Origin of the sequence: Rahnella sp. PD4, from assembly GCF_049199325.1 — a bacterium.
Taxonomy (GTDB): Bacteria; Pseudomonadota; Gammaproteobacteria; order Enterobacterales; family Enterobacteriaceae; genus Rahnella; species Rahnella perminowiae.
In genome coordinates this window covers 147,845-172,780 of the sequence record NZ_JBLZQF010000009.1, presented here as the reverse complement: position 1 = coordinate 172,780, position 24,936 = coordinate 147,845, and the positions used below count along the sequence as shown (strand labels likewise).

General features: G+C 52.4%; 22 protein-coding genes. 3 read left to right on the top strand and 19 right to left on the bottom strand.

What is annotated here, in order from left to right; translation table 11 throughout:
* Positions 1-142 precede the first annotated feature (142 nt).
* Entirely contained in the window at positions 143-1,249 is a 1,107-nt protein-coding gene (locus tag ACOZIO_RS20275; protein ID WP_129954869.1) for a tRNA/rRNA methyltransferase, read from the top strand.
* Between the two features lie 76 nt (positions 1,250-1,325).
* Here ACOZIO_RS20275 and emrB read toward each other — a convergent pair whose 3' ends face one another.
* The 13 genes from emrB to ACOZIO_RS20210 form a co-directional block, all read right to left on the bottom strand.
* Positions 1,326-2,861, bottom strand: a complete 1,536-nt coding sequence (gene emrB, locus ACOZIO_RS20270) for a multidrug efflux MFS transporter permease subunit EmrB (RefSeq protein WP_129954870.1) — start codon at positions 2,859-2,861, stop codon at positions 1,326-1,328.
* Positions 2,862-2,878: 17 nt separating this feature from the next.
* A complete protein-coding gene (gene emrA, locus ACOZIO_RS20265) occupies positions 2,879-4,054 on the bottom strand; it encodes a multidrug efflux MFS transporter periplasmic adaptor subunit EmrA (protein WP_421595635.1) in 1,176 nt (391 codons plus the stop codon).
* 25 nt (positions 4,055-4,079) lie between these two features.
* Positions 4,080-5,534, bottom strand: coding sequence for an efflux transporter outer membrane subunit (locus ACOZIO_RS20260; protein WP_129954872.1), 1,455 nt, complete (start codon positions 5,532-5,534; stop codon positions 4,080-4,082).
* Positions 5,535-5,557: 23 nt separating this feature from the next.
* Positions 5,558-6,079 carry a transcriptional repressor MprA gene (gene mprA, locus ACOZIO_RS20255; RefSeq protein WP_101079342.1) on the bottom strand — a complete coding sequence of 174 codons (522 nt, stop codon included), beginning with the start codon at positions 6,077-6,079 and terminating at the stop codon, positions 5,558-5,560.
* A 175-nt stretch (positions 6,080-6,254) separates the two neighbouring features.
* The gene (gene ygaH, locus ACOZIO_RS20250) at positions 6,255-6,593 is read right to left on the bottom strand and encodes an L-valine transporter subunit YgaH (protein WP_129954873.1); all 339 of its coding nucleotides are present in this window, start codon (positions 6,591-6,593) and stop codon (positions 6,255-6,257) included.
* The gene (locus ACOZIO_RS20245; protein WP_129954874.1) at positions 6,583-7,344 is read right to left on the bottom strand and encodes an AzlC family ABC transporter permease; all 762 of its coding nucleotides are present in this window, start codon (positions 7,342-7,344) and stop codon (positions 6,583-6,585) included. Before ACOZIO_RS20245 ends, ygaH begins: the two co-directional genes overlap by 11 nt.
* A gap of 174 nt (positions 7,345-7,518) precedes the next feature.
* On the bottom strand, positions 7,519-8,703 hold the full coding sequence (locus ACOZIO_RS20240) for an MFS transporter (protein ID WP_129954875.1): 1,185 nt from the start codon (positions 8,701-8,703) through the stop codon (positions 7,519-7,521).
* A 186-nt stretch (positions 8,704-8,889) separates the two neighbouring features.
* Positions 8,890-9,885: a glycine betaine/L-proline ABC transporter substrate-binding protein ProX gene (proX, locus tag ACOZIO_RS20235; protein ID WP_129955003.1), complete on the bottom strand. Its 996-nt coding sequence runs from the start codon at positions 9,883-9,885 to the stop codon at positions 8,890-8,892.
* A 24-nt stretch (positions 9,886-9,909) separates the two neighbouring features.
* A complete protein-coding gene (proX, locus tag ACOZIO_RS20230; RefSeq protein WP_129992019.1) occupies positions 9,910-10,908 on the bottom strand; it encodes a glycine betaine/L-proline ABC transporter substrate-binding protein ProX in 999 nt (332 codons plus the stop codon).
* A gap of 162 nt (positions 10,909-11,070) precedes the next feature.
* Entirely contained in the window at positions 11,071-12,270 is a 1,200-nt protein-coding gene (gene proW / locus ACOZIO_RS20225; RefSeq protein WP_129992020.1) for a glycine betaine/L-proline ABC transporter permease ProW, read from the bottom strand.
* Positions 12,267-13,463, bottom strand: coding sequence for a glycine betaine/L-proline ABC transporter ATP-binding protein ProV (gene proV / locus ACOZIO_RS20220; RefSeq protein WP_129954878.1), 1,197 nt, complete (start codon positions 13,461-13,463; stop codon positions 12,267-12,269). Before proV ends, proW begins: the two co-directional genes overlap by 4 nt.
* A 587-nt stretch (positions 13,464-14,050) precedes the next feature.
* A complete protein-coding gene (locus tag ACOZIO_RS20215; protein ID WP_129954879.1) occupies positions 14,051-14,764 on the bottom strand; it encodes a response regulator in 714 nt (237 codons plus the stop codon).
* On the bottom strand, positions 14,757-16,409 hold the full coding sequence (locus tag ACOZIO_RS20210; RefSeq protein ID WP_217137544.1) for an ATP-binding protein: 1,653 nt from the start codon (positions 16,407-16,409) through the stop codon (positions 14,757-14,759). The genes ACOZIO_RS20215 and ACOZIO_RS20210 overlap by 8 nt, the downstream gene beginning before the upstream one ends.
* A 319-nt stretch (positions 16,410-16,728) precedes the next feature.
* On the opposite strand from ACOZIO_RS20210, the gene ACOZIO_RS20205 reads away from it, so the two are divergent.
* Together ACOZIO_RS20205 and ACOZIO_RS20200 are read left to right on the top strand one after the other, a co-directional pair.
* A complete protein-coding gene (locus ACOZIO_RS20205) occupies positions 16,729-18,084 on the top strand; it encodes a 2-hydroxycarboxylate transporter family protein (RefSeq protein WP_129954881.1) in 1,356 nt (451 codons plus the stop codon).
* Between the two features lie 386 nt (positions 18,085-18,470).
* Complete coding sequence (locus ACOZIO_RS20200; protein WP_129954882.1) at positions 18,471-19,022, top strand: hypothetical protein; 552 nt, start codon at positions 18,471-18,473, stop codon at positions 19,020-19,022.
* Positions 19,023-19,122: 100 nt separating this feature from the next.
* Here ACOZIO_RS20200 and mgrA read toward each other — a convergent pair whose 3' ends face one another.
* The 6 genes from mgrA to ACOZIO_RS20170 all read right to left on the bottom strand — a co-directional run bounded on the left by mgrA (position 19,123) and on the right by ACOZIO_RS20170 (position 24,877).
* The gene (gene mgrA, locus ACOZIO_RS20195; RefSeq protein WP_217137545.1) at positions 19,123-20,166 is read right to left on the bottom strand and encodes an L-glyceraldehyde 3-phosphate reductase; all 1,044 of its coding nucleotides are present in this window, start codon (positions 20,164-20,166) and stop codon (positions 19,123-19,125) included.
* Between the two features lie 219 nt (positions 20,167-20,385).
* Positions 20,386-21,369 carry a class 1b ribonucleoside-diphosphate reductase subunit beta gene (nrdF, locus tag ACOZIO_RS20190; RefSeq protein WP_217137546.1) on the bottom strand — a complete coding sequence of 328 codons (984 nt, stop codon included), beginning with the start codon at positions 21,367-21,369 and terminating at the stop codon, positions 20,386-20,388.
* Between the two features lie 20 nt (positions 21,370-21,389).
* Positions 21,390-23,552 carry a class 1b ribonucleoside-diphosphate reductase subunit alpha gene (nrdE, locus tag ACOZIO_RS20185; protein WP_421595634.1) on the bottom strand — a complete coding sequence of 721 codons (2,163 nt, stop codon included), beginning with the start codon at positions 23,550-23,552 and terminating at the stop codon, positions 21,390-21,392.
* Complete coding sequence (nrdI, locus tag ACOZIO_RS20180; RefSeq protein WP_129954886.1) at positions 23,534-23,938, bottom strand: class Ib ribonucleoside-diphosphate reductase assembly flavoprotein NrdI; 405 nt, start codon at positions 23,936-23,938, stop codon at positions 23,534-23,536. The genes nrdE and nrdI overlap by 19 nt, the downstream gene beginning before the upstream one ends.
* Before the next feature lie 10 nt (positions 23,939-23,948).
* A complete protein-coding gene (gene nrdH, locus ACOZIO_RS20175; protein ID WP_421595633.1) occupies positions 23,949-24,188 on the bottom strand; it encodes a glutaredoxin-like protein NrdH in 240 nt (79 codons plus the stop codon).
* A gap of 257 nt (positions 24,189-24,445) precedes the next feature.
* Positions 24,446-24,877 carry a carboxymuconolactone decarboxylase family protein gene (locus ACOZIO_RS20170; RefSeq protein WP_129954887.1) on the bottom strand — a complete coding sequence of 144 codons (432 nt, stop codon included), beginning with the start codon at positions 24,875-24,877 and terminating at the stop codon, positions 24,446-24,448.
* Positions 24,878-24,936: the final 59 nt, after the last annotated feature.

Here is a 24,936-nt window from a genome sequence, read left to right as displayed (position 1 = left end):
TGTAAGTATGAGGTTGCTACGTCATGTAAACAACGTGGTTTATTCAATGATTACGATAGTTTTTAGCTTTTGGTCCAAAGCCTGTGGCTAAGCTCACAGACATCAGGTAATCTTCGCGCCCTGCGCGTAGGTGGAGAGAAAAATGAACGATTCATTCAGTGGCAAGAACGGCAAAGTCAAAGTGATGTACGTCCGTAGTGACGACGACGGCGATAACCGCAATAACGATAAACGTCCTTCCAACAATAAAGGACGTCCGGGCGATAAACCTCGCCAGGGTTCCCGTCCAGACGATGCCCGCCGCAATGAGCGTCGCAGCAGCGATTCCCGTGGTGATTCCCGCGGCCCGGCACCGCGCCGTGGTGGGGACGATCGCCCGCGTCGTCCGGCCCGTGACGACGACGGCCCGTACTCTTCGCCGTGGAAAACGGTCTCACGTCCACCGGCAGATGATGCCGTACCGGATCACGGCGGTATCAGCGGTAAAAGTTTTATCGATCCTGAGCAGCTGCGTCGTCAGCGTCAGGAAGAGACCCGCGTGTATGGCGAAAACGCCTGTCAGGCCCTGTTTGCCAGCCGTCCGGACGCGATTGTGCGGGCGTGGTTTGTGCAATCCGTCACTCCGCGTTTTCGTGAAGCGCTGCGCTGGATGGCAGCTAACCGCAAAGCCTATCATGTGGTTGAAGATGACGAACTGGCGAAAGCCTCCGGCACCGAACACCACGGCGGCGTATGTTTCCTGATTAAAAAACGTCAGGGTCTGGATGCGGAAACTTATCTGCAAACTGCGCCGGCAAAAGACTGTGTACTGGCGCTGGAAAACGTCGGCAACCCGCACAACCTCGGCGGTATCATGCGTTCTTGTGCGCATTTTGGTATCAACGGGATGATGGTTCAGGATCCGGCACAACTGGAATCCGGTGCGGCAGTGCGTACGGCAGAAGGCGGCGCGGAACACGTTAAAGCCATTAACGCGGATAACTTCCTTGATGTTCTGGAAACCTTCCGTAAAGCGGGATACACCATCGTCACCACCTCCAGCCATAAAGGTACGGCGTTGGGCAAAGCACAATTACCGGCCAAAATGGTGCTGGTATTGGGTGAAGAAAGTGATGGTTTGTCTGACAGTGCATGGCAGCAGGGCGACCTGAGTGTCTCTATCGGTGGTACGGGTAAAGTGGAAAGCCTCAACGTTTCCGTCGCATCCGGTATTTTACTGGCAGAATGGTGGCGCCAGAACCAGGCGTAATAACCTGGTTTTAGCCATAAAAAAACGGACGCTTAAGGCGTCCGTTTTATTTTCTGATACTCAGGGTTTATCTGAATCAGTGCGCGCCACCCGCGCCCCCGCCACTGGTGAACGGCGGACGGGCGAACCAGATTAAAATCAGCAACACCAGGAATGCGCCACCGGATAACCAGAAAATCTCATTGGCAGAGATGATTAATCCCTGATTCGTGATCTCCCGTGCTATCCATCCTGAAGCTTGCTGTTGGCTCATGCCGAGGCCTTCGAGCTGCTGGTAGGTCTGCGTCGCTGTCGGATTAAACGGTGTGATATTTTCCGTTAACTGCGCGTGATGCAGCGATTCACGGTTCGACCACAAGGTGGTGGTGATTGAAGTACCAATCGACCCCGCCAGCGTACGGATAAAGTTTGACAGACTCGATGCCGCCGCCATACGTTCCGGCGGTAATCCCGACAGAATAATGGTGGTCAGCGGCATAAAGAAGCAACCCACCGCGAAGCCCTGAATAAACTGCGGCCAGGCGGATGCGCCAAAATCCATCCCCGGTTCGAACGTATAGGCGCGCCAGAAGAAGCAATAGGCATACATGATAAAGCTGAAAGTCACCAGCTTTCGCATGTCCAGACGGTGCGCAAAACGCCCGATGATCGGCGACATCAGTACTGGCAAAATACCGACCGGCGCGGACGCCAGACCGGCCCAGGTGGCGGTATATCCGTAGACCTCCTGCAATAGCTGCGGCAGCAATACAATGGCACCGAAGTAGAGCATATAAGCCAGACTGATACACAACACACCGATGGTGAAGTTTCGTGATTTAAACAGGGACAAATCAACGATCGGATGGTCATCGGTCAGCTCCCAGACGACAAGGAAGCACAGCGCGACCACGGCCACGACCGCCAGCACGATAATTTCCGTCGAGTTAAACCAGTCGAGTTCTTTACCCCGGTCGAGCATCACCTGTAAAGCCCCGATACCCAGCACCAGCAGTACTAACCCCACACTGTCGATCGGACGGATCTGCGTGGCGGTCTCGCGCCCCTTCAGCGTTCTGAGCGTCAGGAACACCACGGCCAGACCGATCGGCACGTTGATGAAGAAGATCCAGCCCCAGTGGTAGTTGTCACTGATATACCCGCCGAGGATCGGCCCGCAAATCGGGGCGACAATCACCGTCATCGACCAGAGCGCGAGTGCGGTACTTCGCTTGGCCGGCGGATAGTTATTCAGTAACAGACTCTGTGAAAGCGGGATCAGCGGACCTGCTACCACGCCCTGTACCACACGGAAGAAAATCAGCATTTCCAGGCTGTTGGACATCCCGCACAACCAGGAGGCGAGGGCAAACAGCACGGTGGACCACAGGAACAGTTTGACCTCACCGATGCGTTTTGCCAGCCAGCCGGTGATCGGGATCGAGATGGCATTTGCCACCCCGAACGAGGTGATAACCCAGGTACCCTGTGAGTTCGAGGCACCCAGATTCCCGGCAATGGTCGGGATCGCCACGTTGGCGATGGTAGAGTCCAGCACCTGCATAAAGGTGGCCATAGACAAAGCCACCGTCATCCAGGCCAGCGGGGCGCCTACCAGCGGTTTATTTGCCACAGAGGCCTCCGGATGTTTTAGCCTGCATTAGCATGAATAACGTCAGCAATGATGGCATTAACCGGTGTCAGATCCAGCGTCAGCGCTGAAGTCTGGTACAGCGGTTCACTACGCACTTTATTGGCCAGCACCAGGCCATCACGGTTCTGAGTATCAACCGTCACCAGCGTGGATAACCCGATACGCAGCGGGTGTTCAGCCACTTCCTGATCGTTGAGTTCGATACGTACCGGCAGACGCTGAACCACTTTGATCCAGTTGCCGGTGGCATTCTGCGCCGGTAACAGCGAGAACGCACCGCCGGTGCCCATGTCCATGCCGACCACTTTACCGTGATATTTCACGTCATCGCCGTACATATCGCTGACCACGGTGGCCACCTGACCAATACGCATGTTCGCCAGCTGGGTTTCTTTAAAGTTGGCATCGACCCAGATGTGATGCGCGGGCACCACAGCCATCAGGGACATTGTCGGGCTGATCTGCTGGCCGATTTGAACAGCACGGCGCGAGACGAAACCGTCAACAGGGCTGCGCACTTTAGTACGTTGCAGGGCAAGCCATGCGTCACGGACCTGAGCGGCGGCCTGCAGAACTTGTGGCTGCTTATCGACCGGGGTATCCAGAATCATCGCCTGATTGGCGTTGTATTGCTGAACAGCGACATCGTATTGCGCTTTTGCGGTATCGACGGCATCACGTGCGTGTTGCAGTTCTTCACGGCCAATCGCATCGACATTTCCCAGCACAATGCGGCGCTTAAGATCTGTCTGCGCCTGTTGCAGTTGCGTCTGACGCAGCGCGATATTGGCCTGGTATTGCTTACCGTTGATGATCAGCTGATGCGTCTGCCGCACGCTGTTCGCCAGCGCCGTTTTAGCGCGTTCGAACGCCTGCTCAGCATCGGTAGGATCGATGGTCACCAGCACGTCACCTTTTTTTACAAAGTCGGTGCTGTCGAAATTGACGTCGGTTACGCTGCCCGACACCTGCGCCATAATCTGCACCTGGTTACCGGCCACATAAGCATCGTCGGTAGACTGGAAATGACGCAATACCAGCAGCCAGTAAAACAGGTAGGCGATGGCAATAATAATGAAAATCCCGGTTAACAAGAGCATCGCGACTTTGCGCGTTTTCTTCTTATTTTTCGGAGCTTGCGGCGTTGCCTGAGTATCGGCATTTGCGCTCATGGTCTTCTCCACACTGAGTCTTTTATTATGATTTTGGATCCGCTGCCGGGGCCTGATAACCTCCCCCAAGCGCACGGACGAGACTGATTTTTGCCTGCATCAACTGACTGCTGGCGGTAAGTTGTGCCTGCTGTTGTTGCAGGAGTGCTGACTGGCTGGTTAACAGCTCATCCCGTCCGATGACGCCAGCGTTGTACCTTGCATCTGAAACGCGATACACCTCTTCCAGCGATTTAGCGGCAGAAGAAGCCTGCTGCAATTGTTCAACGCTGCTTTTCGAGACAGTAATGGCATCCGCAGTTTGCTGGATGGCGTTCAGGATGGTCTGGTTATACGACTCAACGGACTGGTCATATAACGCGGACTCTTCGCCCAATTTGGAGCGCAACGCACCGGCGTGGAAAATCGGCAGCGAAATCGCCGGTGTGATATTCCAGGCTTTGCTGGCTGCTTCAAAAAGATTCGGGCTGGTGCCGCCGAAGTTGGTGGTCGTCAGACCCCCGAAGGCACTGATAGAAAGGCTTGGATAAAACTCTTTTTTCGCGGCACTGACGCTCTGGGAATAGGACTCCACCAGATCACGCTGTGCGGCGATGTCAGGGCGTTTGCCGAGTAAATCCAGGGTCAGTTCACCTTTGGGTGCCAGCGTGTCGGGTGATGGCAACGCAACGGCATGCAAACCGTCCATCGCGTCCGGACCACGTCCGGCCAGCGCAGAAAGCTGATGTCTCAGCTGTTCAGTTTGCGATTTCAGATTGATGATCTGCTGTTTGGCGCTGTCGGCCTGAGCCTGAGTTTGTTGCGGAATTTCAACGCCGTAGACGCCTGCCTGATATTGCGCTTTGCGCAAATCGGCAAGGTGCTGATTATTATCCACTTCGTGTTGCAGAATATCCTGCAAGGCAAGGTTTGCCTGCAACTGATAATAAGCTGACGCCACCGAACTGGTCAGCGTCAGGGCGGCTTCAGCCTGTTCTGCACGGGCAGAATCCACCTGTGCTTTCGCGGCATTCACCTGATTGCGGTATTTACCCCACCAGTCAAACTCATAGCTCAGATTCAGCCCGAGGCTGTTGCTGCTGTCGTAAATTGGCGCTTCGGGATAGCTGGTCAGAAACGGCGGGATCGTGTTTTTTGCGACACGTTCACGACGCGTTGAACCGTTCAAATCCAGATAAGGGCCATTGGCGGCATCGGCTTCGCCCATCACACTTTGCGCTTCGCGCACCCGTGCGGCTGCCTGACGTAATGATGGCGAGTTCTGCAACGTCGTGGTCATCAGATTATCGAGTTGCGGATCATTAAGACTGCGCCACCACTGGGGACCGATGGTCAGGGAACTGACTTTTGCCTGCTGCAGATGAAGCTGTTGCGTATCGAGCAGCGACGACTGAGGAGCAATATTATTACCGGAAGCGCAGCCGGCCAAAATAAAAACGGCAAACAGCGGTGTAAGCCTCCAGCGAACTTGGAGTGACATGTGTAGTTTACCTGAACAGAAATCTAGAATTGTTGTAGTGCTGTCGCATCCATCTGATCAAGGCGAGTTAACAGTTTGCGCGTCAGGGTTTCTAACTGCTTCTGTTCATCTGCGTCTAATGTCGACCAGAGAAAATGCAGGCTCTTATGTTGAGGCGGCAGTAACTTTTGAATAAAGGCTTCACCGTCAGCTGTCAGGTGCAAATGCAGACACCGGCGGTCGTTATCGCTTTCACGGCGTTCGATCCATCCGCGCTTTTCCAGCTCATCCGCAATCCGGGTGGCGTTGGTGCGTGATGAACCCAGCGCAGAGCTGAGCTCCGAAGGCTGAATACTGTGACTTTCCTGTGCATCAAGGGTGAGCAACGCCATAAACAGCGTTTCATTAATGCCTTGCGCTTTCAGCATCTTATTACGGTTTTCAAGCAATTTACTTTGCATGTGCATACACAGGCGGGTCAGCAAAATTTCCTGATAGGGGAAATCTTTTTGCTTTTTAGCCCGGAAATTTAACATGTTTTCAATTGGCGTGAACGAACTGTCCATATGAGAAGCCTCATTAGTTACGAATGACATAGTAACGACGGTAATTAATAATATCAATGTTATGAATCACCAATTCTTTAGCAATTAGTGTTATTCATAACTCCGGTGAATTATTCGATATTGACTGTAACAGGCGGACTTCGCCCGTTGATTATCCCCCTGATAAAAATGGTCTTCAGCCTGCCATCAGCATCAGCTTGAACACCAGACCGTACGCCACGGCGCCGGTCAGGGTGGCAATAACAATGCTTTTGGTACGCCAGAAAATCAGTGCCAGCAGAGCAAAACCGGCCAGTGACGGCAGCAGCTTTTGCTGATCGCGCAGAATTTCTGGGGTGCCTGAAACCACCAGCAGCGCACAAATTGATGCGATACCAATGCTGTCGAGTACGCGGGATAACGGGCCACTTTTCAGTGCTGACTTCTGCCGCGAACCCAGGCGCAGAGGCAGATACCGGAACAGGTAATTGACGGTGCCGACGAGCAGACAAACCAAAATGACATCAGTGCTCATCTGAGGTGATCTCCGTGGCAGAAGGGGGAACGGGGCGTTGCAGCAAGGCGGCGAGGCACCCCGCACCCAGGCCGCAGGCGATGGCGGCGGGAATCGACCAGAACAGCAACCCGCCCAGCGCACCGGTCAGTGAGGCGACAAACACTCCACTCTGCTGGCGCTTAAAGGCCGCGAGCAGGAAACTCAGGAACAGCGCCGGTAACATAAATCCGAGTGCGGCTTCGATGGCGGGGAAATCTTCCAGCGGACCATTACCAAACAGCGCACCCACTGCGGTGCCAAAAACCCATGAAAGCCATGATGACAGCGCAATGCCGCACATCCAGTTTTCGCTCCAGCTACGTTTATTGCGGATCAGTTTGGCCGTTGCGGCAGCAAAGACTTCGTCCGTCAGGCCGAATGCCCAAAGCGCGGTTTTTTTGCCAGAGAGTTTTCCCACAATACGATTGCGCAGTGAAGGACCATACAGCACATGCCGCACATCCATCGCCATCACTGTCAGGGCGGAAACCCATAACGACATGCCTGCACTGAGCAACGCGGTGATCACAAACTGGCTGGCGCCAGCGTAGATAAGAATGGAAAACAGCAGACTTTCAGAAGGGGTGAAACCCAGTTTGACGGCGCTGAGACCGAATGCAAAAGCGATGGGCAGATAACCCATCACGATAGGGAGGCTATCGGTAATACCTTGTGCGAAAGTGGAAACACGAACGGGGTCGGGTGCTTCGAGATCTGGATTGGTTTGCATGGGTGTTTAAAACATTGTGAAACCGGATGGTTGCCGGCAAATAATTCATGGCGTAAACATTACCAGACTGTAAGTATTGTTGACACCCTTTGGTTCAAATAAATTTCTTTAATGACTATTCGCAAGCTAATCAGGAGGAGTGATGGTTCCCTCCTGATGTAGTTTCGTACGTTATCAGGCCAGGGTGTATTGATGTCCTTTCCACCAGACCAGTAAATTCAGCACGCACATGACAGTACCCGCTGCTGAGACCCCGTACCAACCCGCCGCCTGATAAGCCGAAGCAGACACCAGTGACCCCACCGCACCCCCGATAAAGTATGTCGTCATGTAACCCGCTGTCAGGCGGTTACGCGCTTCCGGCATCGTTTTATAGATAACGCTTTGATTGGTGATGTGGACGCCCTGAACCGAAAGGTCCAAAACGATGATACCGATAATCAGTGAGATCACCGAATATTGCCCATATGCAATCGCTGCCCAGGATAGCAACAGCAGGATCAGACCCGCCGTGGTGGTCAGATGGGCTTTGCCTTTATCCGCCAGATTCCCTGCGCGGGTGGCTGCCAGCGCACCCGCCGCACCCACCAGACCAAACAGGCCGATAACCCCTTCGGAATAGTGATACGCCGGGCCCGCGAGCAGGAATGCCATCGAGGTCCAGAGAATGCTGAAGTTGGCGAAACAGAACATGCCTATCAGCGCACGGGTGCGTAAAACTGGCGTACGGATGAAGAGTGTGAAAATAGATTTCAGTAACTGCGGGTAATTGAGATCGGTTTTCTGCTGGTGCTTTGGCAATTTACGCCACAACACCAGCGCCATCACGACCATCAACGCACTGGCGACCCAGTACACCGTCCGCCAGCCTCCCAGTGATGCCAGCGCACCCGCGACGGTACGTGCCAGCAGGATCCCCAGTAACAGGCCAGACATAATCAGTCCGACGACTTTACCGCGACGCTCCGGTTCTGCCAGCGTGGCAGCCAGCGGCACCAGAATTTGTGCCACTACCGAGAACAATCCGGTGAGCGCCGTCCCGATCAGCATGATGGTCAGCGTGGGCGCCATCGCAGTAATCAGAAGACCTGCGGCAGAAAGTAACGTCATCAGCACAATCAGACTGCGGCGTTCAAACATATCGCCGAGCGGCACGATAAACATCAGGCCACAGGCGTAACCGAGCTGCGCCACCGTGACGATAAATCCGGCCTGATTCACCGACAGGCTGAACGCCCGGGCGATGGTTTCCAGCAGCGGTTGTGGATAATAGTTACTGGCGACGGCAAGCCCGGTGGCCACTGCCATTAGAATAATCAGCGCCGGGCTGAGTGGAGAATGTGCGGTAGTTTTTTTCATAATATGAATAAACGTATCTTATTGAAGGAGCAGAGGAAAGCGAAAGGTAATTATCGTTTTGGTTGAAATATTAAACCAATGAATAGTTTTCATGGCAACTATTTGGTTTTGTAATGGACATTTTCTTCACAAAAAACGGGCGGAGATTTCTCCCCGCCCGCTGGACTGACTGAATCTGATGTAGCGTTATTTCGCTGCAGCAGCCGCTTCTTTTACCCAGCCGTCGAACTGTTCCTGGTGGGCTTTGATCCAGCCGTCGGTTTGTGCGTCGATATCGGCTTCTGAATTTTTACCGGCATGCATGGCAGCATTCTGCGCATTGATGTCTTTCAGCGGCAGTTTCATGATGGCAAACAGTTTCGCCGCCGCCGGGTTTTTCTCAGCCCAGGCTTTGTTCGCCACGATGTGCATGGTGCTCACCGGGAAACCATAGTTCTTACCGTTTGGCAGTGTGGTATCGGCATTTTTATCACCCGGTACGACAGAGAACGGTACCTGCATCCACAACACGTCTTTGCCAGGAACCAGCACATTGCTGACCCAGTATGGCGTCCAGGTGTAATAGAAGATCGGTTTACCTTCTTTGTAACGCGTGATGGTGTCGGCGATCATTGCAGAATAGTTACCCTGATTGTGGGTCACGGTATCTTCCAGGCCGTAGGCTTTCAGCTGTTCATTCAGTGCCGCTTCACAACCCCAGCCCGGTGTACAACCGGTCAGATCGGCTTTACCGTCGCCGTTGGTATCAAACAACTTAGCCAGTTTCGGGTCTTTCAACTGCTCAATATTGGTGATGTGATATTTCTCAGCAGTTTTCTTATCGATTAACCAGCCCTGCGCCGCGCCGGTCACATAAGTCCCTTCGCGGTAAAATACCTTATCGCCCCCGGCGGCTTTGTACATTTCATCGTGCAGCGGTGACCAGTTGACGGCGGTGAATGTCGCATCTCCGGCCGCAATGGTGGTGTAGCCGACGTTATAATCGACTTCGCGGATTGGCTGTACATCGTAGCCCAGTTTTTCCAGCGCTTTATTCACCAGCTCAGTCTGAAATGTCTCTTCGCTGATGGTGCTCTGAATTGGCGTCACGGTGACACCTTTACCCGGCAGTTCGGCAGCGAATGGGGTTGCTGTTGCAAATGTGGTGAGGGCGGCAACGGCCCAGAGTCCTGTCTTTTTCATCATTACCTCAGTTTTTATCATGTGTTATTTTGCTGCGGCGGCAGCTTCTTTGATCCAGCCATCGAAGGTCGCCTGATGCGCTTTGATCCAGCCATCAACGTGCTGCCGGATATCATCTGAAGACGATTCCCCTTCATGCATCCGCAGGTTCTGTGCATTAACGTCGGCCAGCGGCAATTTCATGATGGCGAACAGTTTCGCTGCTGCCGGGTTTTTCTCAGCCCAGGCTTTGTTCGCCACGATGTGTTCGTTGTTGACCGGGAAGCCGTAGTTCTTACCGTTCGGCAGCGTGGTATCGAGATCTTTCTGCGAACCCGGATTTGCCGAGAACGGCACGGTCAGCCAGACCACGTCTTTGCCCGGTTTCATCTCGTTGCTGACCCAGTAAGGCGTCCAGGTGAAGTACAGAACCGGCTTACCGGATTTAAACCGGGTAAGGGTGTCGGCAATAATGGCCGAATAGTTGCCCTCGTTTTGCGTCACGGTATTGCTCAGTCCGTAAGCTTTGATTTGGGTATTGATTACCTGGCCGCAGACCCAGCCCGGATTACAGCCCGCCATATCAGCTTTGCCGTCACCGTCTTCGTCAAACAGTCTGGCGATTTTCGGGTCTTTCAACTGCGACAAATCGTGGATGTGGTACTTGTCGGCGGTTTTTTTGTCGATCAGATAGCCTTGTGCTGCGCCGCTGATATAAGTGCCCTGACGGTAGAACTTCTGGTCGCCACCGGCTGCGTTATACATGTCTTTTTGCAGCGGCTCCCAGTTCACCGCCATGTAGGTGGAATCGCCGCTGGCGATGGCGGTATACGCGACGTTGTAATCCACTTCGCCGGTTTGCTGAACGTCGTAGCCCAGTTTTTCCAGCGCGCGGTTAACCAGTTCGGTCTGGAAAGTTTCTTCTGCAATGGTGCTTTGCAACGGTTTGACGACCACGCCTTTACCCGGTAAATCGGCAGCGAACGTTGTTGAGGATGTGACGAGTGTGCTCAGGGCTAGTGCCCAAATAGGCGTTGTGCGCATGGTGAACCCTTATTTCTTTTCCTCTTTATCATTCAGGTTGCCTCTGCGTTGGCTGCCCGAATGTTTTTGAGGATTGTTTATGAATACCTAAGAGTGGACTGCGTTGTTTTAGCTGTTGAGTGTTCCCGGCAGCGGACCGCCGGGAAAAATGCAGGATGTGAATCAGGCTTTCCTGGTGAAAGGCTTCATCACCAGACCGACAGGGCCACGGGTGAACCAGCGGTGACCGCCTTTGCTGCGGCTGTCGCGACCCATCGACTGGGTAAGACGGTCGAGAATAATGGCGAGAATAACGATACCCGCGCCACCCACTGATGCCAGACCCATATCCAGACGTCCGATACCACGCAGTACCATCTGGCCAAGCCCGCCTACGGCGATCATGGAGGCGATAACCACCATCGACAGCGCCAGCATCAGCGTCTGGTTAATCCCGGCCATAATGGTCGGCATAGCCAGCGGTAGCTGAACTTTAAACAGCATCTGCCGCGGGCTTGAACCAAAGGATTTGGCTGCTTCAATCAGATCTTCCGGAACCTGATTAATACCCAGAATGGTCAGACGCACCACCGGTGGCAGGGCGAAGATGATTGTCACCACGACGCCTGGCACGTTCCCGATACCAAACAGCATAACGATCGGCACCAGATACACGAACGCCGGTGTGGTCTGCATGGCATCAAGCAACGGCCGTATAATTTTGGCCGCCTTCTGACTGCGTGCCAGCCAGATGCCGAGGGGTAACCCTATCAAAATACAGAAAAACAGTGACGTCAGAACCAGCGCCAGTGTCACCATGGCCTGTGACCAGGCACCGATTGCGCCAATAAGCACCAGCGAAACCAGCGTGGCGGCACCCATGCCGAAACCGGCCATTTGCCAGGCAAGCAAGGCGAAGACCAGGATCGCAATCGGCGCGGGGAGGGATTCCAGACCGTGCTGGAAACCACTCAGGACGAAATCGACCGGAACACGGATCCCTTGGAATACCGGACGGAAGTTACCTACCAGCCAGTCGATTCCCTCAGTGACCCAGCGGTCGAGCGGGATCAGCGTACTGTGGAACGGATCGAGAACATTAAAATGCTGATGATGTTCCGGCGCGATGCTGAGCCAGTCGTTGGTCTGGGCCGCGGCGTGGTGAGTCGCATCCGGGGTGCTGGTCGCGGCATCGCTGCCGCCGCCCCACGGATCACTGCTGCCCGTATCGGCCGGTGCGGCAGAGGTTGCGGCGTCAGCGTGCGGTGCGACACCGCCACTGGCGTTATCAGCACTCCACGGATCCACGGAAGGATCAAGAGCCTGTGCCTGAGCGGCCTGAGCGTGTTGTGTAATGGTGTTATTTAGGATTGAAGTGCTCATTCGTTACCCCCTTCTTTGTCCAGAGCCTGAAGTAGCATGGCTTTGGAAATAATGCCGATATAGTTATTGTCCTCATTGATAACCGGCACGGCGCAAGGCGCAGCGGCAACGTGAGAGATCAGTTCACTGAGCGGCATATCCGCCTGTACGGCTGCCGGCGATTCCAGCAGGGCACTTTCCAGCGACTGATTGGCTTTCAACGCAGTTTTCAGGGATTCAATCGACACCACGCCGATAAATTTCTGACCACGTTCAAGCACATAACCATATTCGCGGTCTTCATCTTCGAGCAGCTTGAGCGCGGCACGCGGACCAAAACCGGGGGTTTTACGAATAAGCGCGCCACGACGGCGGGCAATGTCTTTGGCGCTGAAGACCTGACTGATATCGACACCACGGAAGAACGTGCGAACGTAGTCATTGGCCGGATTATTAAGAATGTCTTCCGGCGTGCCGACCTGCACCACTTCGCCGCCCTGCATAATAGCGATACGGTCACCGATACGCATGGCTTCGTCCAGATCATGAGAAATGAACACGATGGTGCGCTGATGCTGAGCCTGAAGCTTCACCAGCTCATCCTGCATTTCAGTACGAATTAACGGATCGAGTGCGGAGAAGGCTTCATCCATCAGCAAAATGTCAGGGTTGTTGGCCATCGCCCGGGCTAAACCGACACGCTGACGCATCCCGCCTGACAATTCATCCGGATAAGAATTGGCATAGTTTTCCAGCCCGACCTGACGCAATGCGTCAATCGCTTTGGCGTTGCGCTCTTCCACCGGCACGCCGGCCAGTTCCATACCAAACGCGGTGTTATTCAACACGGTCAGGTGTGGCATCAGCGCAAAGGACTGAAACACCATACTGATTTTACTGCGACGTACCTGGCGTAATTTTGCTTCTGAGATTTTGGCGATATCTTCGCCGTCGATCAGGACTTCGCCGCGGGTGGGCTCTATCAGACGATTGAGAAGGCGTACCATGGTGGATTTACCTGAACCGGATAACCCCATGATGACGAAAATCTCGCCTTCTTCAATGGCCAGACTGGCATTCTTAACGCCAAGTGAAAGACCGGTTTTCTCAAAAATTTCTTCTTTACCCTTACCTGCGTCAATCATCTTGAAAGCGCGATCCGGATTTTCACCAAATACCTTATAAAGATTCTTTACTTCGATTTTAATTGCCATGCAATGTGCATTCCTTGGATATAAATAGCCGTATCGGCTCGATGTCTAGTTTTTGTGTTGGACCGTATAGGATTTTGCCTGTAACGAAATAGTGAACGCGTTATACCCTAACACATCGAAATTCTGAGACAAGTCTCAATGTTTCCGGGGAATAATCATGATTGATTTCCAGGTTTTGTATTTGTTGGTATTTGAGGGGCTAATTTCGCCCGGTGAACGTTGACAATTAATGACAAATTTCCGGGTGAAAATATTTGAGGTTATTCCCCTAATTAAAGGACAGGGTAATCCGTTAAGAATATAGTTAATTACTTGATTTTAATAAAATTAATAACTTTTTTCTTTGTGGGGTTTTAGCGGGTTTGAATTTTGTAATTTAAATGAAATTAATGCGTGATGGCCGGTGCATATTGGCAGGTGTAAATAGAGATTTCAGATTTGCGTGAAAGCCGGAAATTTACCGGTTGTCTGAAACATGAATATGCACTGAAATAATAGCCTGAACAGGTGGGGTAAGCCGGAAATTGGCCGGTGAGAACACCGGCAGGAGGGGGTAATTCGCTCAGGGAAACCGACACAATTGGACATCATGACGCAGATTTCCCGCCATCGGCTATTTTGCGATACAGGCGCCTCGGGTGACCGATATTTCCGTACTGCATCTCCACGGCGATAAAGCCAATTTCCACGCAATATTCCAGATAACGGCGGCCTGTCGTTTTGCTGATCCCGACTTCTTCTACCACCTGCTCGACTGACCAGCTGACATCAGGTTTGGTGGTGAACGCACGCTGAACCAGTTCCAGCGTATTCGGCTCAATGCCTTTGGCTGAAGGCGCTGAAGGTGTGTCGGTAGCGGGCAGATTAAACAGTTTATCCAGCGCCCGCTGATCAACAACTTTGACATTACGCAGGGTTTGCACCAGTTGCATGAAGCGTTCAAGTGAACTGCGCAGGCGATGAAATGACACCGGCTTGATAATGTAATCGAACGCGCCACTGCGCATTGCCTGGCTGCAGGTTTGCATGTCGCTGGCGGCGGTGATGAAAATGACCGAACATTCGACACTTTTCAGCAACGGGCTGTCGATCAGATCCACGCCCTGACCATCGGGCAAATAATTGTCCAGCAAGATCAACCGCGGCTGATGCAGCCGCAGCAGAGAACGCGCCTGTTCCAGTGTGGCCGCAATGCCCACCACGCGCAGATTAAAATTTTGCTCGATAAAATCACGATGCAGACCGGCCAGATGCGGCTCATCTTCCACAATCACGACATCAAGTGCGCTGCTGTTATTCATGGTTCTGTCCTGTTAACGCTTCAGCCGGGTACGGGATAAAGACTGAAAATATCGTACCTTGCGGCGTGTTGTCTGATATTTCGATGCTACCACCCGCCTGACGGACATAACCGGCAACCAGATACAGGCCGATGCCATGTTCTGCACCCGTGGCGTCCTGTCCGCTGGAAGGCTTACTGGTGACGCCTTGTTCAAACAGGTGCGGTTTGAGCGCATCTTCCACACCGTTGCCCTGATCGGCGACTTCAATCAGCAGTTCCTGGTTTCTGTCGGAAATATACAATTCAACCGGTGCAGGCGGCGACAGCGCTTTCAGCGTGGCGTCCACGGCGTTATCGAGCAAGTTACCGACTACGGACATCAGCTCGGTTTCGCTAATGCCTGCCGGAATGCGGGTGAGCTGACAAGCCGGGTCGAAACTCAGCCCGACGCCTTTTTCACGCGCGCTGACGTATTTCCCCAGCAGCAGGCCGCACAGCGCGGGTGAGGTAAAGCGCGCTGAGACGAAATCCAGCACCGCCTGTGCGCCTTCCGATTGCGCCTGTATATAGTGCATGGCGTCATCGTAACGCTGCATTTGCAACAAACCTGCCAGCGTGGCGGTCCAGTTGAGCTGTTCATGGCGCATGATGCGCAGATTATCAGCATAGCGTTTCACCTGACTCAACTGGCTGCTCAGCGTATTAATGTCATTTTTATCGCGGAAACTGAATACCCAGCCACTTTCTGCACCGGGTTCCAGTTCGATTGGCACGCGGTTGACGATCACCTGGCGCTGATTAAGTACCGTAATCTGATCATGTTGACTGTTATTTCCACTGACGCCGCTTTGCGTGAAGAATGCGGGAGGCGTCTGAAGCACCTCCGCCAGGGGTTTACCCAGCAGTTCGTTTTCGGGCCGGCGGATATCGAGCAATTCACGCGCAGCCCGGTTAATGGAAATCAGCTGCTTTTCAGCGTTAACCGCAAATACGCCTTCATACATGGCTTCCAGTAAAGCTTTTTGCTGGCGAACCAGCAGGGCGATATCTTTGGGTTCCAGCCAGAACATCTGTCTTTTAACGTTGCGGGTAAACATCCAGGAAAAGATAAACAACAATAATAAAAGCAGCAAACCGTATAAACCGGCCTGCGCCAGACGGCGGCCATTAATATTGTCGATATATGAGGTGAGATAACCGACCGAAACAATCCCGATCACCTGGTTATTCGCATCCAGAATCGGGGCTTTGCTGCGTAATGAAACGCCAATGCCGCCCTGACGCACAGAAATAATGGTTTTACCGGCCAGTACACCGGCGTTATCACCGCCAATCATCGGCAGGTCTACGCGATCCGGCGATTCGGAATGATAAAGATGCAGCTCGCGGGTGTCGCCGATGACGATATAACTGGCGTCACTTTTATCGCGTAATGGCTGGATAAGCTGTGCGATGCCGGAAATATCCCGCGCCTTAACTTTCTGCGCCAGCCCTGGCATCAGCGCAATCTCGCTGGCCTGAACCCGGGCACGCTGACCGAGATCATGATGCAACTGGCGGTCGATAATATGAAATAAAATCGCCCCCAGCAGTGCCAGCAACACGCAGGAAAATACCACCAGAGATAAAAAGAGTTTTACCTGAAAAGGTAATCTGAATTTCATACGACCTGCTGCAAGGCGAACTTAAAACATACATTGAATAAGCCTATCACGGCAAAATGTGAGCCGTAATCGCAGAGAAGCAGAGTTGTGAACAGGAGATTAAAATGGCGATGATTTCACACAGTAATGACAGGGTTAAGGGTGGGTTTTACTACTAATCTTATAATCCTTATAAAGCAAGGTGCATTAACACCATAAACACCATAACAACCTTTATCCCTGCGATTTTAATTTGAACAACCTCACATCCGGCTGACCGGTCGTTTTCATATGCTCAGACCATCAATAAGAAAAGACTTCCGAAGAAAGAGGCAATGTCATGAGCACAACCGACGATTCCTACATCGCTGTCAAAGAAACGAAAACCTCCGGCCTTTCAGCCAGACAAAAATGGTGGCACATTCTTGATAACTACAAAATAGGCATCATCCCGCTGCCATTTTTTCTGCTGGCGGGCGTACTGATCCTGCTTGACTGCCTGAACGGCAAGTTGCCGAGCGACATCGTGGTGATGGTCGCCACGCTGGCCTTCTTCGGCTTTGCCTGCGGTGAGTTCGGTAAACGCTTACCTGTGGTAGGGAAACTGGGGGCCGCGGCGATTTGTGCCACGTTTATTCCTTCGGCGATGGTGCATTATGGTCTGCTGCCGGATGTTGTTGTTGACTCCACGGTCAAATTTTATAAATCCACCAATATTCTCTACCTCTATATTTGCTGCATTATTGTCGGCAGCATCATGAGCATGAATCGTCAGGTGTTGATTCAGGGCTTTATGCGTATTTTTGTGCCGATGCTGTGCGGCGAAGTTGTCGGGATGATCGCCGGTATGGCGATGGGCACGGTTTTAGGTTTACCGCCGGTGCAAACCTTCTTTTTCCTGATCCTGCCAATCATGGCCGGTGGTGTAGGAGAAGGCGCAATCCCGCTGTCGATGGGTTACGCGACCATCCTGCATATGGAGCAAGGTGTGGCGCTTGGGCGCATTCTGCCGATTGTTATGCTTGGCGGTCTGACGGCCATTGTGCTGGCGGGTGTGCTGAATCAGCTGGGGAAACGTTATCCACATCTGACGGGTGAAGGCCAGCTGATGCCGTCGGGCAACGGCAAGATGGGCAGCGGTACTGAGGAATTTAACGGTAACCCGGGCGTCAATGCGCTGGCCTGTGGCGCACTGCTGGCGATCCTGTTGTACATGGTCGGAATGCTGGGCCAGAAATGGATTGGCCTGCCGGCGCCCGTGGGCATGTTGTTTGCGGCGGTGCTGGTGAAACTGGCTAACGGCGTTTCGCCGACTATTCAGCACGGTTCAATGACGGTGTATAAATTCTTCCGTACGGCGGTAACTTATCCGGTGTTATTCGCGGTAGGGGTGGCCATTACGCCTTGGCAGGAGCTGATCAACGCTTTCACTATTCAGAACCTGCTGGTGATTGTGACCACCGTAATGGCGCTGGTCGGCACCGGCTTTTATGTGGGTAAGAAAATCGGCATGCATCCTATCGATGTGGCGATCGTCTCCTGCTGTCAGAGCGGGCAGGGCGGCACCGGTGACGTGGCAATTCTGACATCCGGTAACCGCATGACGCTGATGCCCTTCGCGCAAATTGCTACCCGCATAGGCGGCGCAATTAACGTATCTGTCGGATTATTCGTGCTGGCGAAATTCTTCGCATAACATCTTCCCCCCTTCAGCCGAAGGGGGACACAGAGAACGCCCCTGCGTCTGTTTTTAGACACATTGCGGGGGTATTTTTCCGATGAAATAATCCTCCGCATGTCCCGTATTAACGCGCTTATTCAGCCTTAATGCTTCTTATTCCCTTTTAATTGAGTGCCGATGCCTTCTCCTTTCCTATACAAAAGGGATTTTCCTACCCGGGGAAGAATAAGCACTTCCAAAATGCTGATCGATATAAGAAGATTTTATTAATCTTATGAATTTTCAGGATTAAGCTTTCGATTAACGAATGCTTTAGAATTCATTAATTAGAATTGTTCGATTAATTATGGATAATAATTTTTCATTTCTTATTTAATATAGCAATTCAAATTAGGATTTTTATGAATTCAGTCATTAATCGTCGTTTCAGCAAAGCGCTTGCTTTAGCCATTCTTGCAGGAAGCTTGCTTTCCGGGTGTGATTCACAAACTGGTGGGGAAAAGGAAGTGAAATTCGTAAACATTCAACAAGTGGTCGATGAATCTGGTCTTGCTACCCAACAAAAAACCCATCTCGAAGCGGTTTACAAGAGCCTTCAGGGCACGGCTAAACAAGCGGAAGAACTTTATAAAACCATGACACCGGAAAAAGCAGCCCAGGTTCGTCAGGCTGATGCTAAAGCTCTGGATGCCCAATGGCAGGTACAGCTGCAAGCGGCGCGTCAGGTTGTTGCAGATCAGGTTAAAAAGTCGGCTGAACAATACCGTGTTGCCCATAAGATCGATGTTATCTTCCCTGTCCAAACGACGGTAAGTTATTCGAAAGATCTGGATATCAGTAAAGAGTTAGCGGCTCAGTTGAAAAATGAAAAAGTGACTTTTGCCGAAATGCCTAAACTGATGCCGAAAGTGGCACCGCAGCCGACGGTTAAAACACCGGAAGCCAAAAAATAATCTCATTGTTATTCGTTAACCCGTATTCATTTAAAACCCCCCGGCATCTGAATTAACACTTTAATTTTAGTGTTAATTCAGAATGCTGATCTTTATAACACTACTTATCTGACGAAGCCTGCCAAAGATTCAGCTCACCATCCGCCACATGCTTATCGATCGTCGCCAGTTCTTGAGCGGTGAAGCGCAGATTGTTCAGCGCTTGCACATTTTCATCCAGTTGCTCCGGGCGGCTGGCACCAATCAGCACCGACGTTACCCGATCATCTTTCAGCAACCAGCTCAGCGCCATTTGTGCCATGGTCTGTCCGCGCTGTTGCGCCATGTCATTGAGCAACCGCAGACTGTTCAGGTTCTCTTCTGACAGCATGTTGGCATTCAGACCGCGTACTTTATTGCCTTCCACCTGCATGCGTGAACCGTCCGGAATACCCTGAAGATATTTACCGGTCAGCAGCCCCTGCGCCAGCGGGGTAAACGCGATACAGCCTGTGCCATTTTGCTCCAGCGTATTCAGTAACCCGCTCTTGTCTACCCAGCGGTTTAGCAGATTGTAGGACGGCTGATGGATAAGCAGCGGCACTTTCAGCTCGCGTAACAGTTCCGCCATTTTCTGCGTACGTTCCGGCGAATATGAAGAAATCCCGACGTACAGCGCCTTACCGCTTTGCACCGCATAAGCCAGCGCCGCGGCAGTTTCTTCCATCGGTGTTGCTTCATCCACACGGTGCGAATAGAAGATATCAACGTAATCCAGCCCCATACGTTGCAGGCTCTGATCCAGACTGGCGAGCAGATATTTGCGCGAGCCGCCGGAACCGTACGGCCCCGGCCACATGTCGTAACCTGCTTTGGTGGAGATGATCAGTTCATCGCGATACGGCGCGAAATCCTGTTTCAGCAAGCGGCCAAAGTTTTCTTCCGCCGAGCCCGGTGGCGGGCCGTAGTTATTCGCCAGATCAAAATGGGTAATGCCTAAATCGAAGGCTTTTTGCAGCAAGGCCCGCTGGGATTCCAGCGGGCTGACATGGCCAAAGCTGTGCCACAGGCCAAGAGAAAGAGCGGGGAGTTTTAAACCGCTCTGGCCGCAGCGACGGAATTGCATGGTTTCATAGCGGGAAGGGGAAGCCGTATAAGGCGTCATGATGTTTCCTTTTTCTGATCGCGTAGGGTTTTGAAACACTGTTTCTATACTAGCGCGGGGAAAAATAACGGCAACATCAGAAAGTGGGTTTTAGCGCCCTCCCCTGTGAAGGGGAGGGCCGTACAAATGGCCACTGAGTCGCTGACCCACACCCCATCCCAACCTTCCCCTCGTGAGAGGGGAAGGAGCACAAGCAAACCTTGCTCTTCTCGAGGAGAATCAGAAATCCCAGTCCTCGTCTTCGGTGTTGACGGCTTTGCCGATCACATACGACGATCCGGAGCCTGAGAAGAAGTCATGGTTTTCGTCGGCGTTTGGCGATAAGGCGGAGAGGATCGCCGGATTGACGTCGGCCATGCTGGCAGGGAACAGGGCTTCGTAGCCGAGATTCATCAGCGCTTTGTTGGCGTTGTAGTGCAAAAATTTCTTCACGTCTTCGCTCCAGCCTACGCCGTCATAAAGTTCTTCGGTGTAGCGGATCTCGTTGTCATACAAATCCTGAATCAGATCGAAAGTCTGCTCCTTAATCTGACGTTGCCGTTCTGCGCTTTCCAGCGCCAGGGCTTTCTGGAACTTATAACCGATGTAGTAACCGTGAACCGCTTCATCACGAATGATAAGACGGATCAGATCGGCGGTATTGGTCAGCTTGGCGCGGCTTGACCAGTACATTGGCAGATAGAAACCGGAATAGAACAGGAAGGATTCAAGGAACACGCTGGCAACTTTCTTCATCAGCGGATCTTCACCGTCATAATACGACAAAATGATTGCAGCCTTGTTTTGCAGTGCGACGTTTTCCTCACTCCAGCGGTAGGCTTCATCCACGTCAACGGTGGCGCACAGCGTCGAAAAAATCGAACTGTAAGAACGCGCATGCACTGCTTCCATAAAGCAGATATTCGAGTAAACCGCTTCTTCGTGTGGCGTCACCGCATCCTTCATCAGCGTGGGTGCGCCAGCCACGTTCTGGACCGTATCCAGCAGCGTCAGGCCAGTAAATACGCGGATCGTCAGCTGTTTCTCTTGTGCGCTGAGCGTCGCCCAGGAGGGAATATCATTCGACAACGGCACCTTTTCCGGCAACCAGAAGTTCGACGTCAGGCGGTTCCATACTTCCAGATCTTTATCATCCTGGATTTTGTTCCAGTTGATGGCTTTGCTGACCGGTTGTGGCACTAACAATTGTTTTACTGCGCTCATTTTTAAATCCTTTCAATCGGTTACAGCGTGCAGGAAACACAGCCCTGAACTTCGGTGCCTTCCAGCGCCATCTGGCGCAGACGGATGTAATAAATGGTTTTGATGCCTTTGCGCCAGGCATAAATCTGCGCTTTGTTGATGTCGCGTGTGGTGGCGGTATCGCGGAAGAACAGTGTCAGCGACAGCCCCTGATCGACGTGCTGCGTGGCCTCGGCGTAGGTATCAATAATTTTTTCCGGACCGATTTCGTACGCATCCTGGTAATAATCCAGATTGTCATTGGTCATAAACGCCGCCGGATAATACACACGGCCAATTTTGCCCTCTTTGCGGATTTCCACGCGGGACACAATCGGGTGAATACTTGATGTTGAATTATTGATGTAAGAAATAGAACCGGTTGGCGGCACTGCCTGTAAATTCTGGTTATACAGGCCATGCTGCATGACGGAGGTTTTCAGCGCCTCCCAGTCAGCGGTCGTCGGAATGGCAATTCCGGCGTTTGCAAACAGTTCGCGCACGCGCGCTGTTTTCGGCTGCCATTTCTCAGCCTGCGCCTCATCGACATATTTGTCGAAATAGCTGCCGCTGGCGTAAGTGGAATCGCTGAAGCCTTTAAACGACTGCCGGCGTTCGATGGCGATCTGGTTTGATGCGCGGATTGCGTGGAACGCCACGGCGCAAAAATAGATGTTGGTGAAATCCAGACCTTCTGCCGAGCCGTAGTAAATACGCTCACGGCACAAATAACCGTGCAAATTCATCTGGCCGAGGCCGATGGCATGCGAATCCTGATTCCCCTGATCGATAGACGGTACCGAGCGGATATGGCTCATGTCAGACACCGCCGTCAGCGCACGAACCGCCATTTCTACGGTATTGCCGAAATCCGGCGAATCCATCGCCGAGGCGATGTTCAGCGAACCGAGGTTACAGGAAATGTCTTTACCAATCTCCTGATACGACAGATCTTCGCCGTAGATTGTCGGCGAATTTACCTGCAAAATTTCCGAACAGAGGTTGCTCATGTTGATGCGGCCTTTGATCGGATTGGCGCGGTTAACCGTGTCTTCAAACATCATGTACGGATAACCCGATTCGAACTGAATTTCTGCCAGCACCTGGAAGAATTCACGCGCATTGATTTTGCTTTTATGAATGCGCTTGTCATTCACCATCTCGCGGTACTTCTCGCTGATACTGATTTCTGACATCGGCACGCCATACACTTTCTCGACGTGATAGGGCGAAAACAGATACATATCTTCGTTATTCTTCGCCAGTTCGAAGGTGATATCAGGAATAACCACACCCAGCGACAGCGTTTTAATACGAATTTTTTCGTCAGCGTTTTCACGTTTGGTATCAAGGAAACGCAGAATATCCGGGTGATGAGCGTTGAGATAGACCGCGCCCGCGCCCTGGCGCGCACCGAGCTGATTGGCATAAGAGAAAGCATCTTCCAGCATTTTCATAATCGGGATCACGCCGGAAGACTGGTTTTCGATGCGCTTAATCGGCGCGCCGACTTCGCGGATATTGGTCAGCATAAACGCCACGCCGCCACCGCGTTTGGAAAGTTGCAATGCCGAGTTGACCGAGCGTCCGATGGATTCCATGTTGTCTTCAATGCGCAACAGGAAGCAGGAAACCAGCTCGCCGCGCTGTTTTTTGCCGCAGTTGAGGAACGTCGGCGTGGCAGGCTGGAAGCGGCCGGAAATGATCTCATCGACAAAATGGCTGGCGAGCTGAATGTCGCCACGTGCCAGCGTCAGTGCCACCATGCACACGCGATCTTCATAACGTTCAAGGTAGCGTTTGCCGTCGAAAGTTTTCAGCGTGTAACTGGTGTAATACTTGAAGGCACCCAGAAAGGTTTGGAAGCGGAATTTTTTGGCATAAGCCTGTTTGAAAAGGCGTTTAATGTCGTCAAATTCATACTGGCCGAGCACGTCGGCTTCGTAATAGCCTTCTTCCACCAGATAACGTAGTTTCTCCGCCAGGTTATGGAAGAAAACCGTATTCTGATTGACGTGTTGCAGGAAGTATTGACGCGCGGCCAGGCGGTCTTTATCAAACTGGATCTGGCCGTTAGCGTCGAACAGATTCAGCATCGCGTTAAGCGCGTGATAGTCCGGGCTGCGGGTGCCGGGGTCGGTAATTGCTAGTTCTGTCGCTGCCAAAATTCTGTTACTCCCTGTCTGACCTTTGCAACGTCTTCCGGCGTTCCCAGTAACTCAAAACGGTACAGGTAAGGGACCTGACACTTCTGGGAAATAATATCGCCGGCAATGCAATACGCTGCGCCGAAGTTGGTGTTTCCGGCGGCGATCACGCCGCGGATGAGTGAACGATTATGTTCATCGTTCAGAAAACGGATCACTTGTGTCGGCACCGCGCCTTTGGCCGAACCGCCGCCATAGCTTGGGACCACCAAAATATACGGCAAGTCCATCCGCAATTTTTCAGGCTGACGATCTATCGGGATGCGGATCGCCGGTAATCCCGTTCTGCCCACGAAGCGATGGGTGTTTTCTGAACTGCTGGAAAAATAGACCAACGGATTCATCCGCCGGGCCTCAGAACGTGTTCTGGAGCTGACGCAGGGCGGAAATTTTATCCGGACGGAAACCGGACCAGTGGTCGTCACCGGCCACAATCACCGGTACCTGCTGATAGCCCATGGCACGCACCTGGCCGAACGCCTGCTCATCCTGAGTCAAATCCACTACCTGATAAGCGATGCCCTGTTTATCTAATGCACGGTAAGTCGCGTTGCACTGGACACAGTCTGGTTTACTGTAAATAATAATGCTCATGATTCGTATTTCCATTTAGTGAAAAATCAGAGACAATTTTTGCCTTCCCGCTGTGCGGCTGCTTCAGCCGGGGGAAAGGCGTGATAGTCGGTGCCATCGTGGCGTCCCGATGCTTTGAATACTAGATGTGGTGATTTAAATTTTCAACCACACAATATGTAGATTTTCCAATTTTGCCTGTTGCAAAAATGGCAAAGCCCGCAGGGAGCGGGCTGGAGAGAGAAAACTTTTTTCAGTTCAAAAAAACAACAGAATAATTACTGACGCATACCGACGGCGAGGCGGTTAAAGGCATTCATCAGGCTGATGGCGAAGGTCAGTTCCGAGATTTCCACGTCGCTGAACTGCGCTTTCAGCGGTTCAAAGGCGCTATCCGGTGCGCCGGTGGCGGCAATCAGAGTAAGTGATTCTGCCCAGGCGAGTGCCGCGCGTTCACGTTCCGAATATGCATGGCTGACCTGCCAGCCCGCCAGCTGATCCAGTGTGGTTTGTTCGACATCCATTTTGCGCAACGCTTTGGAATGCATATCCAGGCAATACGCGCAGCCATTAATTTGTGACACACGCAGAAAAGCCAGCTCGATAATCACATTATCCAGCGGACCGTTTTCCAGTGCGCCGAGCGCCGCTTTCATTGATTCCATCACGGAAGAAGACAGGGAATAGTAAGGCAGGCGAAGTGCATTCATGATGATTTCCTCTGGGATTTCTGGACTAAACAGCGACGCAAAGCGCGTCTCAACAGGCG